This is a genomic window from Dongia sp., from assembly GCF_041906375.1.
GTDB lineage: Bacteria > Pseudomonadota > Alphaproteobacteria > Dongiales > Dongiaceae > Dongia.
Window position 1 is genome coordinate 291761 of sequence record NZ_JAYRJJ010000006.1, and the last position, 14303, is coordinate 306063.

Here is a 14303-nt window from a genome sequence, read left to right on the forward strand (position 1 = left end):
GGGTTTTCGGCAAATCCGCGCGAACCCGCACATCCAAGTATGCAGATTCGGATCGTTGTCCCCTGCCCAATCCCGCAGGGGGCGTACATCCTCTCCTCAAATGGATTTGAGGAAGTCCGCCGCCATGGCGCAGCTCGTTAAGATCGGTAAGTATCTCGTTGAAATCGACGGCAACCACTTGGCCTTCTTTGACGTCAACGGTAATCCGCAGGGATTGCCGCGAGAGATTTCCCCGGATGCGCCAATTAGCCTGCCCGATGGCAGCACCCTGCCCGTCGATCAATTGGCAGAATTACTTGCCGGCGGGCCGGATGCCCTGGCCAACTTCAAGACCGCCGCGGGCGGCCCGGAGCAGAACAATCAGCCTGTTGAAGCTGATAGCGGCGGCGGGCGGTTTGCAGCGTTCGAAGACAGCCAAGGCATCGATGGCCTGAAATCCGTCGGCGGCTTGCAGCAGACGACGCAGGATTTTGCGCCCCTGATCGATGGGGGTGCACATCGCGGTGAAGTCGTCGAAGCGGAGCTCACGCCGCTGCGATCCGCCCTGAGAGACCTGCCCGAAGAGGCGCAGGCGCCTTCAATTGACATGCCGGCAGATGAGATCCTGAACGACGAGCCACCGGCTGATGAGGCACCTACCGGGACCGCCCCACCTGCACCCGTCTATCTCGCTCCAGAAATCGTCGCCACGGACGGCAAGGTCGAATACCAGACGACTGTCACGACCGGAAAACAGAATCCCCTGGGCGATCAAAAAGTCGGCGACTACCTCACCAAGGGCGGTGACGAGGGCAAGACCATTGACCCGACCATGGTCAATGGTGTCGACAATCGAAACTTGACCCTGGCCCAGTCGGCGGAGGTCAAGCTTGGCTTCGTGTCGGAAGGCGCCGGCTACAAATCGATGGTCGGTGTCTACGCTTTCGATGCCAACGGCAAGACTATTCCGGATAGCGTCAAACTCGTTTGGCTCGATGCCAGCCAGATCAAGCAGGGAACGATCGGCGGTGCCTTGGGCAAGGACTTCCTCGGCAATTCGCAACCCTCAGAAATCTCCCTCGGCAATGTCGCTGCCGACACCAAGCTCGGATTCTTCATCGTTGCCGACGGTGCAAGCAGCAAAGACAACCAAAAAATACTCGCCTTGGCCGCCGGCGACAGCAAAGCGGACAATTACGATGACGATCTCGCCGCGCTCAATCACCATCTGAGCTTCGCCACCGACGCCAAAGGCAATGGTCAGATCCTGGTGGATGGCAAGCCGCTTTCCGGGAACGTCTATTTCACTCACGACAAGTCGCTCAACACCGACAGCTATACCAATGACATCGAACATACTCTGTCCGGTACGGCCACACCTGCCGACGGCAAACTCTATGTCGGTTTCGAGGATCTTGCCGGCGGCGGCGACCGCGACTATCAGGACGTGGTCATCAGTGTCGATATGGGCAGCTACAATATCAACAAACTGACCCAGACAGTGACCCAACCATCGGTCGATCTCTCAGATGCCGACAGCACGCATCTGACCAGCGCCGTTATTGCTACAGAGGGATTTCTGCCTGGCGACAACCTCAACATACCCGACAATTCACTGTTCGACGTGACCGTCACTCACGCCGGCAACGACTTGACGATTACCGTCGTCGCCAAGGCTGGAGCCGAAACGGTTGAGGCGTTTGAGGATTTTATCAATCACATCTATTTCTCGACCACGAGTATGGACGAGAGCGGTCGTGAGATCAGCTATGAAGTGACCGATACAGACGGGCAGCCGTCAAATGTCAGCACCATCGCGATCGAATTCACGCATACGGCGGATGGTACAGTCACCGGCACCGTCGACGCTGGTGCGGACGATGTCCTCCATCTCAACATTCAGGAGATCGGACAGTATCACGATCTAGGTGGCGGTCAGGACACCGTCCAGCTCGGCCACGGCAATATGAGCTTTGGTCACAACGACGCCACGATGCTGGATAATATTGAAGTGATCGATGCCAAAGGGGCTGGCCACAACTATATTTCCATCTCCATCGACGATGTCCTCGACATGACCGATGGCGACCATCACCTGACCATACTCGGCAAGCAGGGCGACAGCCTGACACTCACCGGCGACGGCTGGTCTGCCACCGATCATGGCGCCGACTTCACGACCTACACCTTCAACGACGGGGTGCATCAGGCGGTGGTCGAAGTCAGCAACCAGATGGCGCAGACGATCGTATGATGATCGATCCGATGGGGCGTAGGGCATCGTCAGCGATGACTTTGGTCGCTCCGCGAACGTTCAGTTGCCCCTGAAATCAGCTTTCCGCTTCTCGGCAAACGCTTTCACGCCTTCCTTGGCATCGGACGAGGAATCAGCCGCCTCATAGGTCTTCATAGTGCCGGAACGGATCAGCTTGAAGCTGTCTTCGACCGAAACCGCTTCCATCGCACGAACACACTCCTTGAGCGCCTGCACAGTCAGCGGCGCCCCGGTGGCGATGAGGTCGGCCCATTCGCGCGCTGTTTCCAGGAGCTTTTCCTTCGGGACGACTTTGTTCACAAGCCCGTAATGCTGCGCTTCCTGCACCGGCATACGGCGACCGATCAGCAGGATCTCCATGGCGATGTTGTACGGCAGGCGCTTGGGCAGGCGTTGCACGCCGCCGGAATCCGGCACGATGCCGAGCGGCAGTTCCGGCAGGGCGAATTCGACATGATCAGCTGCGATGATGAGGTCGCAGGCGAGCGCCAGTTCCCAGCCGCCGCCGAGGCAGAGGCCGTTGATCGCCGCAATGACCGGCTTGTTGAGGTCCCAGAGTTCGGTAAGGCCGGCGAAGCTGCCGGGGCCGTAATCATGTTTCCACCACTTGCCAACCAGGTTCTGCGCCGCAGCGGCCTTCAAATCCCAGCCGGCCGAGAAGATCTTCTCACCCGCGGCCGTGATGATGCCGACGCGCAGATCAGGATCGTCACGCAGCAGGCAGAAGGCATGGCCCAGCTTGCGCGAGGTCTCGATATCGATGGCATTCACCTTCGGCCGATCGAGCGTGATCTCCAGCACCGCCCCCCGACGCTCGACCTTTACGGCTTCCGACATTTAGGCACCCTCCTCCACTGCGCAAATCCATGCCTTCCTGCATAGGGGGCGCATATTGACCTGGATGACGGATTTCGACAAGACCGGCAGGAATTACGACACAGCTCAGTCGGCGACCTTTACCACCAGCTTGCCGAAATTGCGGCCCTTGAGCAGGCCGATGAAAGCAGCCGGCGCGTTTTCAAGACCCTGGACGACATCTTCCTTGTATTTGATCTTGCCGTCCTTGAGCCAGGCGGCGACATCGCGGCGGAAGTCATCAGCCTGAGCCGCGAAATCGCTGACAATGAAGCCGCGCAGATTGAGACGCTTCGAGAGGACAGCGCGCATCGTCATCGGCAACCGGTCTGGCCCCGGGCGCGGCCCTTCCTCATTGTAATGCGCGATAAGGCCACAGACCGGCACCCGCGCAAAGTCGTTGAGCAGCGGAAACACCGCCTCCCACACATGGCCGCCGACATTTTCGAAATAGATGTCGATGCCCTGCGGACAAGCAGTCGCCAGTTGGGCGGCAAAGTCCGGTGCCTTGTGATCGAGCGCCACATCGAAGCCGAGTTCGGTCTGCATATATCTGGCCTTGTCGGCACCGCCGGCAATGCCGACGACCCGGCACCCTTTCAGCTTACCGATCTGACCCACCAGAGAGCCAACCGGCCCAGTGGCGGCCGCCACAACCAGGGTTTCGCCGGCCTTAGGCTGACCGATATTGAGAAGGCCGGTATAGGCGGTCATCCCCGGCATGCCGAGGACACCTACCGCCGTCGAAATCGGCGCCAGCTTGGGATCGACCTTCAGCAGGCCCGTTCCGTCAGAAAGAGCGTGGCTTTGCCAGCCGGTCCGCCCCTGCACAATTTCACCCGCCGCAAAGCCGGGATGCCGCGAGTGCAGCACGCGGCTCACGGCACCACCCTCCATGACACCGCCGATTTCGACCGGCTTAGCATAGGACTTCGCGGCACTCATGCGGCCGCGCATATAGGGGTCGAGCGAGAGGTATAGTGTCTGCAGGAGAACTTGCCCCGCCACTGGCTCGGGCAGCGGTACCTCGATGCGGCGGAAGTTCTCCACACTCGGCTCACCCTCCGGACGGGAGGCGAGGACGATCTGACAGTTGACAGCTTGAGCCATTTCACACTCACTTTGTTTACAGGGGTGCTCGACCGTTCCTACCCCAGCATGATTCAATTTAGGCCAACCTCCACAAAACCGGTAAAGCAGACCAACTCTATAATTATACGCCTGTTCACATAACTTATTAATCTACTTAACATCTCTGAAAGGAAGAAATTGGTCGAAATTACCCCATCATATTTTCACACTAATTTTGTATATGTTAGTTTTTATATCACATACGACACGATTAATTCAATTGACCCAAGTTTTGCTCGTGCTAAATCCTTTTACACAGAAGAACATATTTAACGCTCTGCTATGCGTATTTATGAGAGCGTGGATCATCCCGATGCAACTCGACCCGATTACCACCGACACCATCGCCTCACCGCTCGAATCCTACCCGGATCAGGTGTCGCTGGTGCACGGCCTCAACGAACGTTTCGCGCTATCGACACCGCTTGAGATTGTCGACGCCGCCATTCGAGAGATCTTCCCCCGGCAGATCGCCCTGGTGTCGTCCTTCGGCGCCGAATCCGCTTTGTTGCTGCATCTTGTCGCCGAAGTCGATCGGTCCCTGCCGATCCTCTTCCTCGATACCGGCAAGCACTTTGACGAGACGTTGATGTACCGCGATATCCTCGCCGGCCGTTTCGACTTTTCGGACCTGCGCTCGATCGAACCGGATAGTGCGGCCCTCGCCAAGCATGATCCGGACGGAACCTTGTGGTCGACCAATCCCGACCTCTGCTGCCAACTCCGCAAGGTGGACCCGCTCGAACGCGCGCTCTCCCCCTTTTCGGCCTGGATCACGGGCCGCAAGCGCTATCAGAACAAGCTGCGCGCGACCTTGCCGATCTTCGAGAGCCTTGCCGGGCGCGTGAAGGTCAACCCCCTGGCGCGCCTCAACGCCGCCGAGATCGAAGCGGCCTTCAAGGAGTTCAAGCTGCCGCAGCATCCACTCGTCTATGACGGGTTCAAATCGATCGGCTGCAAGCCCTGCACCATCCGTGTCGCCGATGGAGCCGATGCGCGTTCCGGCCGTTGGGCCGGCTCTGAGAAGACCGAATGCGGCATTCACCGCAATTGAAAGACCAAAAAATGTCCCAGGTTCCCACCACCCAATCCGATCTCGACCAGCTGGAAGCGCAGAGCATCTTCATCCTGCGTGAGGCCTATAGCCGCCTGAAGCCGATCACAATGCTGTGGTCACTGGGCAAGGATTCCAACGTCATGCTGTGGCTGGCGAAGAAAGCGTTCCTCGGCCACGTCCCCTTTCCGGTGACACATGTCGATACCGGCAAGAAGTTTGCGGAGATGTACGATTTCCGTGACCGCTATGCCAAGGAATGGAACCTCAATCTCATCGTGCGCGATTGCCCGCCGGTCGAGGAGATCGATCCGAGCCTGCCACCGGCCGCGCGTTCCGCCGCCCGCAAGACGATCGGCCTGAAACGGGTGATCGACGAATTCGGCTTCAAAGGAGTCATCGCCGGCATCCGCCGCGACGAGCAGGCGACGCGTGCCAAGGAACGCGTCTTTTCACCGCGCGCCGATGGAGGCGCCTGGGATTTCCGCGACCAACCAGCCGAATTCTGGGACCATTTCAACGCCGGCCTGCCGGATGGCGCGCATATGCGCATCCATCCGCTCCTTGCCTGGACCGAACTCGATATCTGGCGCTATGTACAGCGCGAGAGCATTCCGCTGGTGCCTCTCTATTTCGCGAAGAACGGCAAGCGCTACCGTTCCTTGGGCGACCAGGACATCACCTCACCCGTCGTCTCCGATGCCTCCAGCCTCGACGAAATCATCGCCGAATTGCGTTCGACCAAGACATCCGAGCGCGCCGGCCGCGCCATGGACCATGAGCGCGAGGATGCTTTCGAGCGCCTGCGCGCCTCCGGCTATATGTAAGGGACCAAGACCATGACCGTTCTTCCCTTGAAGGCACCCAAGGCCATTGCATCGACCGCGAATGATGATGCGGCACCCGAACAGGCGCGTTTTCCCTTCGCCATCGTCGGCCATGTCGATCATGGCAAATCGACGCTGATCGGGCGCCTGCTGCATGACACCGGCAGCCTACCCGAAGGAAAGCTCGCTGAACTGCAGGCCGCCAGCGACAAGCGCGGCGGCACCCTGGAATGGTCGTTCCTGCTGGATTCCTTCCAGGCGGAGCGCGACCAGGGCATCACCATCGACACGACGCAGATCTTCTTTCAGACGGCCAAGCGCCCTTATGTCATCATCGACGCGCCGGGCCATAAGGAGTTCTTGAAGAACGCCGTATCCGGCGTCGCCCAAGCCCAGGCGGCTCTGTTGGTGATCGATGCCGCTGAAGGTGTTCGCGAACAATCGCGTCGACACGCCCTCATTCTACAGCTGCTGGGCCTGCGGCAGGTGGCCGTCATCGTCAACAAGATCGACCTCATCGACTTCGATCCCAAGCGCTTCCAGCTTGTTGCCGACGAGATCACAGACTTCCTTGCCGAGCTTGGGCTGACGCCAAAGGCCACCGTGCCGATTTCGGCCCGCCACGGCGACAATATCGTCGCCCGTTCGGCCCAGACGCCGTGGTACCTGGGCGAGACCGTGGTCGAGTTGCTCGACGGGTTCGAGGCGGCGCGGGCAGCGACGGAACTGCCGCTGCGCCTGCCCGTTCAGGACGTATTCAAATTCGATCAGCGCCGCCTGGTCGTGGGTCGCATCGAGAGCGGCCGGGTCAAAGTCGGCGATACGCTGACCTTCGCACCGACGGGAAAGTCCGCCAAGGTCGCCAGCATCGAAACCTGGAACGCCGCCCCGCAGATCGCGGCCGGGGCCGGACAATCGGTGGCCTTGACGCTGGATGATGAACTCTTCATCGAACGCGGCATGGTGGCGAGCCATCCGGAGCGACAGCCGCATCTGACCCATGAGGCGGTGTCGCGCCTGTTCTGGCTGGATACCGCGCCGCTGGAACCGGGCGACCGCATCACCTTGAAGGTTGCGACCTCGGAATATCCGGTGGCCATCGAGGGCATTCGCGCCGTCATCGATGTCGATACATTGGAGCGCCAGGTAGCCGACCGCGTCGGCCAGAACGGCATCGCCGAAGTGTTGGTGCGCAGCCGGTCGCTGATGGCGATCGATCTCGCCGACGAACTGATCAAGACCGGTCGCGCCGTATTGGTGCGGGACGGCGACATTGTTGGTGGTGCCGTGATCCTGGGCCGCGCCAGCGAGGTGAAGCTTGCGGAAGAACCGCGCCTGCTGTTCAGCCCGGACCACCTGGTCACCAATGCAGCGCGCGCCGCGGCCAATGGGCATCGCGGCGCCGTCATCTGGCTCACGGGCCTGTCCGGTTCCGGCAAGTCGACCTTGGCCATGGCCTTGGAGCGCGAGCTCTTTGCCAAGGGCCGCCAGGTCTATGTACTGGACGGCGACGCCTTGCGCTCAGGCCTCAACAACGATCTGGGTTTCGGTCCGGAGCAACGCGTCGAGAATATCCGGCGCACGGCGGAAGTGGCCCGACTGTTCGCCGATGCTGGCCTCATTGTCGTCACCTCGCTCATTTCGCCCTATGCGGCCGAACGCGAGAAGGCGCGCAACATTGTCGGCACGCATTTCCGTGAAATTTATGTGAAGGCGGATCTGGCCACCTGCGAGGCACGCGATCCCAAGGGCCTCTATGCCCGGGCGCGCGCTGGCGAGATTCGCAATTTCACCGGCATCGACGCGCCATATGAAGCGCCGGCAGCAGCGGATCTGGTGATTGATACAAGCGCCACATCGCCGGAAGCGGCGCTGAGGGATCTGGTGGCCTATGTGGAGAAAGCGACGGCGCCGCAACCAGCTGCCAAGAGCGTGCGGTCTTAACCGGCAAAAGGTAGACCAGGGTAGAAATGCAGAGGGCGGCCTAGGCCGCCCTCTTTCACTTACGCCGCTTTGAGATTGCAGGCAGATGACTTGCCGCGATCCATCTCGACGTCGTAGCTGATTTCCTGGCCCTCATTGAGCGAGCCCATGCCGGCACGCTCGACCGCGGAAATGTGCACGAACACATCATTGCCGCCGTCATTGGGCTGGATGAAACCGAAGCCCTTTTGGGCGTTGAACCACTTAACTTTACCAACGGACATAGAATTACCTTTAGAATAGATTTTTACCGCCGGGCGAAAGCCGCGCGGCGGTGCTGAACGGGACTGCGGATGTAACCGGATGGCTCTCGCTTGCGAGAGATAGTCGGACGACGCCGAAATCAAGTCTAGTAGCGGCATATGCGCAGATCCGGGCACCAATAGCAAGGTAATCCGCCGACGCGTCGTTTCGACAAAGCTTCGATTGCCCCATGACTCATCGTCGCACGCCACTCCAGTTCAGCGCGAGGCGAAGACAATCATCAGCAATCTCAGGACCATGGCAGATTGCCTAGCTGCGTCCGTCGATCAAAAGATCAACCTCCCGCCGGCTCGCCCCCAAGGCGACATCGGACATCTTGCTGCCAGAGATCATATCCACCCCATGCCGCCGGAACGCCTCCCTGGCCTCGTCGGATTCCGGCGTGATCTCGTAGCGCATGTAAGCGCTCCCGCCGGCAGCCGTACCGCCGCCGATCACGATTCTGCACCCACGATGATAAAAAGTTTCGGACATGATGTGCTCAAAGTCCCCGCGAAATCATCGACCGATTTGGTGCCCGCTGCCGGACTCGAACCGGCACGAGGCTTTCGCCTCTCAGGATTTTAAGTCCTGTGTGTCTACCAATTCCACCAAGCGGGCGGCCTGACCGGGTGACGGATCGGGATTGGCGAAAATCGACATAGCTTGTTGCCGGCAGGCAGGCAACTCCCCCGTTTCGGTCCCCGAAAATTAGGTCGCCGGCTCACCCTCGATCGGCTCCGCGCCGAGTTTCTTGATGATGGCGTGCAGTTCGACTGCGGCAACATCAATCTCTGCTTTATCCGTGCCGCGGATGACAAAGCTCGCGCCGAACTTGCCCTGGCGGAAGAAGGGGTAGGAGCCGATCTCCAGCGCCGGGTGGCAGTCCTGCAAATCGCCCAGATCCTTGGCGATGACGCCTTCGCCGATATAGCCGGACACGGTGCGCGAAAGGACCGGATCACCGCCCTGGAGCGAGCCCTTGAGACCGTCGAACATGGCCTGGCAGATCCGGGGTACGCCGGCCAACACAAAGACATTGCCGATACGGAACCCGGGCGCGATCGAAACCGGGTTGTCGATGAGCGTCGCCCCTTCGGGCGTGTGCGCCATGCGCATCCGCGCTTCGGTGATGTTTTCCGGGCCATAGTGGTCGGTCAGCAATTTTGCGGCGGTGGGGTGCAGGATGAGCTTCACCCCGAACGCCTTTGCGACCGAGGCGGCGGTGATATCGTCATGCGTAGGGCCGATGCCGCCGGTGGTAAAGACGTAATCGTGGCGGGCCCGCAATTCATTCACGGTGGCAACAATGGTCGCCTCGACATCCGGAATGAAGCGCCCTTCTGTCAAGCGGATGCCGATCCCGGTAAGGCCGGTGGCGATATAACCAAGATTAAGGTCCTTGGTGCGACCGGACAGAATCTCGTTGCCGATGACGATGACGGCTGCGGTGACGATCTTGGGTTCGCTCATGATCGGCCTCTATTGCCGCACATAGCCGAAGGCCTGCATGCATTCGGCGACGATATCGTCGTAGCGCTTGCTCGACTGATAGCCCGACATGCCGCTATCGGCCAAAGGATCGCCGAAGGCGCCGGTGCCCTGGGTGGCCGCAATGTCCTGGTCGATGCCGCGGTCGGCCTTGGTCTGGGCACGCGCCTCCGCTTCGCAGGCACCGAGGTCCGAATGGGTCTTTTCGGAACTGACCCCGGACTGGAACCAGTTGCCGCCCCTGTCGAAATAGGAGCAGCCGCCGAGAAGGGAGAGCGTAACCGCGAACGCGAAAATACGACGCATCATGAATATCCTTGTCCGAAGATCGCGGTAACTTGCCGGGAACCGCTCCCGGATGCAACAAAGGGCGCAAATGACCGCTTTGCCAGGGAGCAGAACGCCGCAGCCATGCTTTTCGATCCACCCCTGGTGCCCGCCCGGCTGGTCCGCCGTTACAAGCGCTTCCTGGCTGACATGATCCTGTCGAATGGTCGGGAGGTCGTGGCGCATTGTCCTAATCCCGGCTCGATGCTGGGCTTGGCGGTTCCTGGCTCCGCCTGCTGGCTGTCGGCGAAGACCGGCAAGGGTCGCAAACTCGATTTCGGCTGGGAGATCGTCACGACCGCCGAAGGCGCCATCGTTGGGATCAACACCGGCTTTGCCAACCGGATCGTCGGGGAAGCGCTCGCCGCCGGAACTATTGCCGGCCTGCCCCGAGAAGGTGCCTGGCGGCCGGAGGTTCCCTTCGGCACCGGCACGCGCTTCGATTTCGCCCACACGGCACCTGATGGGGCCATCACCTATCTTGAAATCAAGAGCGTTACCCTCTCCCGCCAGCCGGACCTTGCGGAATTTCCCGATGCCAAGACGGATCGTGGCGCCAAGCATCTCCGGGAATTGATGGCCGCCAAGGCCCAGGGCCAGCGGGCCATCCTGCTGTTCCTGGTCCAGCGCGGCGATTGCAGCCGGCTCACTCTTGCCGGCGACATCGACCCGGCCTATGCCGCTGGCCTAGGGGTTGCCCGCGCGGCCGGCGTCGAAATATTGGCTTATGCCTGCGATCTCAACCCGAAGGGAATTTTCCTAGAAAAACCAATATCTTTGGCCCTCTGAAGCAAGGGGGGCATGCGGGCCGCGGGGGTTGCACAGGCGCGGTCTGGAGCGTATCTAGCTTATTAACCCTTTTCAGTGAGCCAATGGACAGCGAAGCACGTGATGCAAAAAAAGGATGTGGAGAGCGACTGGATCGACGACGGCGAGAAGATCAAGCTGCACAAGCCGGCTGATTTCGCTGCCATGCGCAAGGCTGGGCGTCTTGCCGCCGAGACGCTCGACTTCATCACCCCCCATGTCGTTCCCGGCGTGACGACCGAGGCGCTCGACAAGCTGTGCCACGACTTCATCGTCGACCGGAAGGCCATCCCCGCCCCGCTCAACTATCGCGGCTTCCCGAAATCGATCTGCACGTCGATCAACCATGTCGTCTGCCACGGCATTCCGGGCCCGAAGAAGTTGCAGGATGGCGACACCATCAATATCGACGTCACCGTCATTCTCGACGGTTGGCATGGCGATACCAGCCGCATGTACAATGTCGGCAAGGTCGGCGTGCAGGCGCAGCGGCTGGTCGATGTCACCTATGAAGCCATGATGCGCGGCATCGAGGCCGCCAAGCCCGGCGCGACGTTGGGCGATATCGGCTATGCCATCCAGAGCTTTGCCGAAAAACAGCGTTTCTCAGTGGTGCGCGATTTCTGCGGCCATGGCATCGGCAAGGTGTTTCACGATTCGCCCTCGGTGCTGCACTTTGGCCGCAAAGGCACCGGGCCGGTGATCAAGCCGGGCATGTTCTTCACCGTTGAGCCGATGATCAATGCCGGCACCTGGCAGGTGAAGATCCTGGAAGACGGCTGGACCGCGGTCACCCGCGACAAGAAGCTCTCGGCTCAGTTCGAACATACGGTGGGCGTCACCGAAAGCGGCGTCGAGATCTTCACCACCTCACCCACGGGGCTCGACCTGCCGCCCTATGCCGCCTAAGGCCGACATCGAGACGGAGACCGACAAGCCGCATTATCACGGCCATCGCCAGCGGCTGCGCGAGCGCTTTCTGGCCGGTGGCGCCGCGGCCCTCGCAGACTATGAACTCCTCGAACTGCTGCTTTATCTCGCCATTCCGCAGCGCGACGTGAAGCCGCTCGCCAAGGATCTGATCCAGCGCTTCGGCAGTTTCGCGGCCGTCATGGCGGCCGAACCGGCGCAGCTGATGGAAATCTCCGGCATCAAGGAGAACAGCGCCATCGCCATCAAGACCGTACAGGCGGCGGCTCTCCTGATGCAGAAACAGCAGGTACTCGACAAGCCGATTCTCGGATCCTGGAAAGCTGTGCTCGATTACTGCCATTCGGTCATGGCCCACGATCAGAACGAACAGTTCCGCCTGCTCTTCCTCGACGGTAAGAACGCGCTCATCGCCGACGAGGTGCAGAGCCGCGGCACGGTCAACCATGCGCCGGTCTATATCCGTGAAGTGGTAAAACGCACGCTGACGCTCGGTGCCTCTTCCATCATCATGGCGCACAACCATCCCACTACCCCCTTTTCCATCACGCTGGATCACGCTCAATACCATTGAAACACAATGATTTTTTGGCTTGTCGTGCTGCCGGATATCGTGGCATATTGGGGTCGGTTTTAAGGGGATCGACGCCCTTTTTGACCCCAGTCGCCGACCCCACAAAACCGTCTGGCGACCCCACTTGGAAGCCGACGGGAGACCCCAGTGCCAAGCCTTACAGATGGAGAAATTCGCCGCGCCCTTAAACAGGTCGAGCAGACCGGCAAGCAGCTTAGCCTCGTCGATGGCGAGGGACACGGAACCGGCCGCCTGGTTCTGGTAATGAAGCCAATGCCAACCCGTGTAACAGCGGACTGGATGGCTCAGCAGTGGCGGGACCAAAAGCGAATCAAGAAGAAGCTCGGATCTTATCCCGCGATGCCACTCTCGAAGGCACGAGAGGTCTTTCATCGCGATTTTGCCGACATGATCCAGAAGGGTCGGAGCATCAAGATCGCTGGCGACACCCGACCTGGCACAGTCGCCGACCTCTTCGAAGCCTATGTCGCCTATCTCAAGGACGCAGGGAAGCCTTCCTGGAAAGAAGCCGAAAAGGGGTTGAACAAAGTCGCGGACACACTCGGACGCAACCGCCCAGCGCGGGACATTGAGCCCGAGGAAATTACCGATGTAATCCGCCCCATTTACGAGCGCGGAAAGCGGTCGATGGCCGACCACGTCCGCAGCTATATCCGTTCCGCCTTTAGCTGGGGCCTGAAATCAGAGCACGACTATCGATCGTCTTCTTCTCGACGCTTTCGCCTCGTCTACAACCCCGCGGCCGGCATTCCGACGGAACCCAAGAAGGTTGGAACGCGCTGGTTGGATGAGGAAGAATTCCTGCGTCTCTATCGGTGGCTCGAATGCCCCGACACTCCTGTCCATCCGCCCTACACCAGGGCTGTCCGCATTCTCATGTTGACCGGACAGCGCGTAGAGGAGATCGCTCGGCTGCACATCGATCAGTGGGATGCCAAGGAGCGTATAATCGACTGGTCCAAGACAAAGAATGGGAAGCCTCATGCCATCCCTGTGCCCAGTGCCGCCGCCGAGCTGATCGAGTCCATCACACCCAACGCTCACGGCTGGTTTTTTCCGTCAGCCAAGGACCCTTCTAAGCCCGTCAGCCATGGCACGCTCTATTCCTTCATGTGGCGACAGCGAGATCGTGAGGTGATTCCATATGTCACCAACCGGGATCTGCGCAGAACCTGGAAGACGCTGGCTGGCAAAGCAGGTCTCTCTAAGGAAATCCGCGATCGCCTCCAAAATCACACGCTTCAGGATGTCAGCTCAAAGAGCTATGACCGCTGGAACTATATGCCCGAGAAGCGAGCCGCCATGGCCAAATGGGACAAATTCGTCCGCGCACTTTTAGCTAAGAAGCAGGGCAATCGCGCTCTAAGGAAAGCAGCATGAACAAGTGCTCAATCCTTGCCGCCGCGATTTTTGCGTTGTTTGGTTTCGCTGTCCCAGCCGCGGCCGATCCCTGTGAAGGCCCTCTCCCTAAACAACTCGGGGCGACCTTCACCGGCACCATACGATATGTGGGCGATGGCGACAGCCTGTGCATCGGGCGAACCGAAAGACCAGAAGAATGGATCGAGGTCCGTCTCGCTGACTTCAACGCACCGGAATTGCATGACCCTGCAGGTGAAGCAGCGAAACAAACACTTACCAGGATCGCTTTTGGTCGATCCGTCCTATGCAGGACCGAACGCGGACGTAGCGGGCGTGTTATTTCCTTTGATCGCGTGATCGCCCGCTGCCAGATCGACGGCCGTTCATTGGGAGACGCCATGCGAGCCGCTGGCGTTGCCGAAGGGGGCCATTGAAGGCGGTCCT

15 protein-coding genes and 1 tRNA gene are annotated in these 14303 nt (G+C 60.0%); 9 read left to right on the forward strand and 7 right to left on the reverse strand.

All coding sequences use genetic code 11. The features are described from left to right. Positions 1 to 124: 124 nt before the first annotated feature. Entirely contained in the window at positions 125 to 2233 is a 2109-nt protein-coding gene (locus ACE3OA_RS18670; RefSeq protein ID WP_374313541.1) for a DUF4114 domain-containing protein, read from the forward strand. Positions 2234 to 2293: 60 nt separating this feature from the next. Here ACE3OA_RS18670 and ACE3OA_RS18675 read toward each other — a convergent pair whose 3' ends face one another. Both ACE3OA_RS18675 and ACE3OA_RS18680 read right to left on the reverse strand, forming a co-directional pair. Continuing rightward, positions 2294 to 3091 carry a carnitinyl-CoA dehydratase gene (locus tag ACE3OA_RS18675; RefSeq protein WP_374313543.1) on the reverse strand — a complete coding sequence of 266 codons (798 nt, stop codon included), beginning with the start codon at positions 3089 to 3091 and terminating at the stop codon, positions 2294 to 2296. A 105-nt stretch (positions 3092 to 3196) separates the two neighbouring features. Further along, on the reverse strand, positions 3197 to 4219 hold the full coding sequence (locus tag ACE3OA_RS18680; RefSeq protein WP_374313546.1) for an NADP-dependent oxidoreductase: 1023 nt from the start codon (positions 4217 to 4219) through the stop codon (positions 3197 to 3199). Positions 4220 to 4553: 334 nt separating this feature from the next. Between ACE3OA_RS18680 and ACE3OA_RS18685 the strand changes: the two genes are divergently transcribed. The 3 genes from ACE3OA_RS18685 to cysC are packed head-to-tail and all read left to right on the forward strand — an operon-like array spanning position 4554 to position 8065. Beyond that, positions 4554 to 5294, forward strand: coding sequence for a phosphoadenylyl-sulfate reductase (locus tag ACE3OA_RS18685; RefSeq protein WP_374313548.1), 741 nt, complete (start codon positions 4554 to 4556; stop codon positions 5292 to 5294). Between the two features lie 11 nt (positions 5295 to 5305). After that, positions 5306 to 6121 carry a sulfate adenylyltransferase subunit CysD gene (gene cysD, locus ACE3OA_RS18690; protein ID WP_374313550.1) on the forward strand — a complete coding sequence of 272 codons (816 nt, stop codon included), beginning with the start codon at positions 5306 to 5308 and terminating at the stop codon, positions 6119 to 6121. A 12-nt stretch (positions 6122 to 6133) separates the two neighbouring features. Beyond that, complete coding sequence (cysC, locus tag ACE3OA_RS18695; protein ID WP_374313552.1) at positions 6134 to 8065, forward strand: adenylyl-sulfate kinase; 1932 nt, start codon at positions 6134 to 6136, stop codon at positions 8063 to 8065. 59 nt (positions 8066 to 8124) lie between these two features. On the opposite strand, the gene ACE3OA_RS18700 is transcribed toward cysC, so the two are convergent. The 5 genes from ACE3OA_RS18700 to ACE3OA_RS18720 form a co-directional block, all read right to left on the reverse strand. Next, positions 8125 to 8328, reverse strand: a complete 204-nt coding sequence (locus tag ACE3OA_RS18700; RefSeq protein ID WP_374313554.1) for a cold-shock protein — start codon at positions 8326 to 8328, stop codon at positions 8125 to 8127. A gap of 289 nt (positions 8329 to 8617) precedes the next feature. Continuing rightward, positions 8618 to 8767 carry a hypothetical protein gene (locus ACE3OA_RS18705; protein WP_374313556.1) on the reverse strand — a complete coding sequence of 50 codons (150 nt, stop codon included), beginning with the start codon at positions 8765 to 8767 and terminating at the stop codon, positions 8618 to 8620. A gap of 112 nt (positions 8768 to 8879) precedes the next feature. Continuing rightward, positions 8880 to 8968, reverse strand: a tRNA-Leu gene (locus ACE3OA_RS18710). Positions 8969 to 9058: 90 nt separating this feature from the next. Continuing rightward, positions 9059 to 9820 (reverse strand): competence/damage-inducible protein A, encoded by a 762-nt coding sequence (locus ACE3OA_RS18715; protein WP_374313558.1) that lies wholly within the window; start codon positions 9818 to 9820, stop codon positions 9059 to 9061. A 9-nt stretch (positions 9821 to 9829) separates the two neighbouring features. Continuing rightward, positions 9830 to 10147, reverse strand: coding sequence for a hypothetical protein (locus tag ACE3OA_RS18720; protein ID WP_374313560.1), 318 nt, complete (start codon positions 10145 to 10147; stop codon positions 9830 to 9832). Between the two features lie 102 nt (positions 10148 to 10249). Between ACE3OA_RS18720 and sfsA the strand changes: the two genes are divergently transcribed. The 5 genes from sfsA (at position 10250) to ACE3OA_RS18745 (ending at position 14293) form a co-directional block, all read left to right on the forward strand. Continuing rightward, positions 10250 to 10954 carry a DNA/RNA nuclease SfsA gene (gene sfsA, locus ACE3OA_RS18725; RefSeq protein WP_374313562.1) on the forward strand — a complete coding sequence of 235 codons (705 nt, stop codon included), beginning with the start codon at positions 10250 to 10252 and terminating at the stop codon, positions 10952 to 10954. A gap of 102 nt (positions 10955 to 11056) precedes the next feature. Next, entirely contained in the window at positions 11057 to 11881 is an 825-nt protein-coding gene (map, locus tag ACE3OA_RS18730) for a type I methionyl aminopeptidase (RefSeq protein ID WP_374313564.1), read from the forward strand. Continuing rightward, a complete protein-coding gene (locus ACE3OA_RS18735) occupies positions 11871 to 12476 on the forward strand; it encodes a RadC family protein (protein ID WP_374313566.1) in 606 nt (201 codons plus the stop codon). The genes map and ACE3OA_RS18735 overlap by 11 nt, the downstream gene beginning before the upstream one ends. 147 nt (positions 12477 to 12623) lie before the next feature. Continuing rightward, the gene (locus tag ACE3OA_RS18740) at positions 12624 to 13877 is read left to right on the forward strand and encodes a tyrosine-type recombinase/integrase (protein ID WP_374313568.1); all 1254 of its coding nucleotides are present in this window, start codon (positions 12624 to 12626) and stop codon (positions 13875 to 13877) included. Beyond that, positions 13874 to 14293 (forward strand): thermonuclease family protein, encoded by a 420-nt coding sequence (locus tag ACE3OA_RS18745; protein WP_374313570.1) that lies wholly within the window; start codon positions 13874 to 13876, stop codon positions 14291 to 14293. Before ACE3OA_RS18740 ends, ACE3OA_RS18745 begins: the two co-directional genes overlap by 4 nt. Positions 14294 to 14303: the final 10 nt, after the last annotated feature.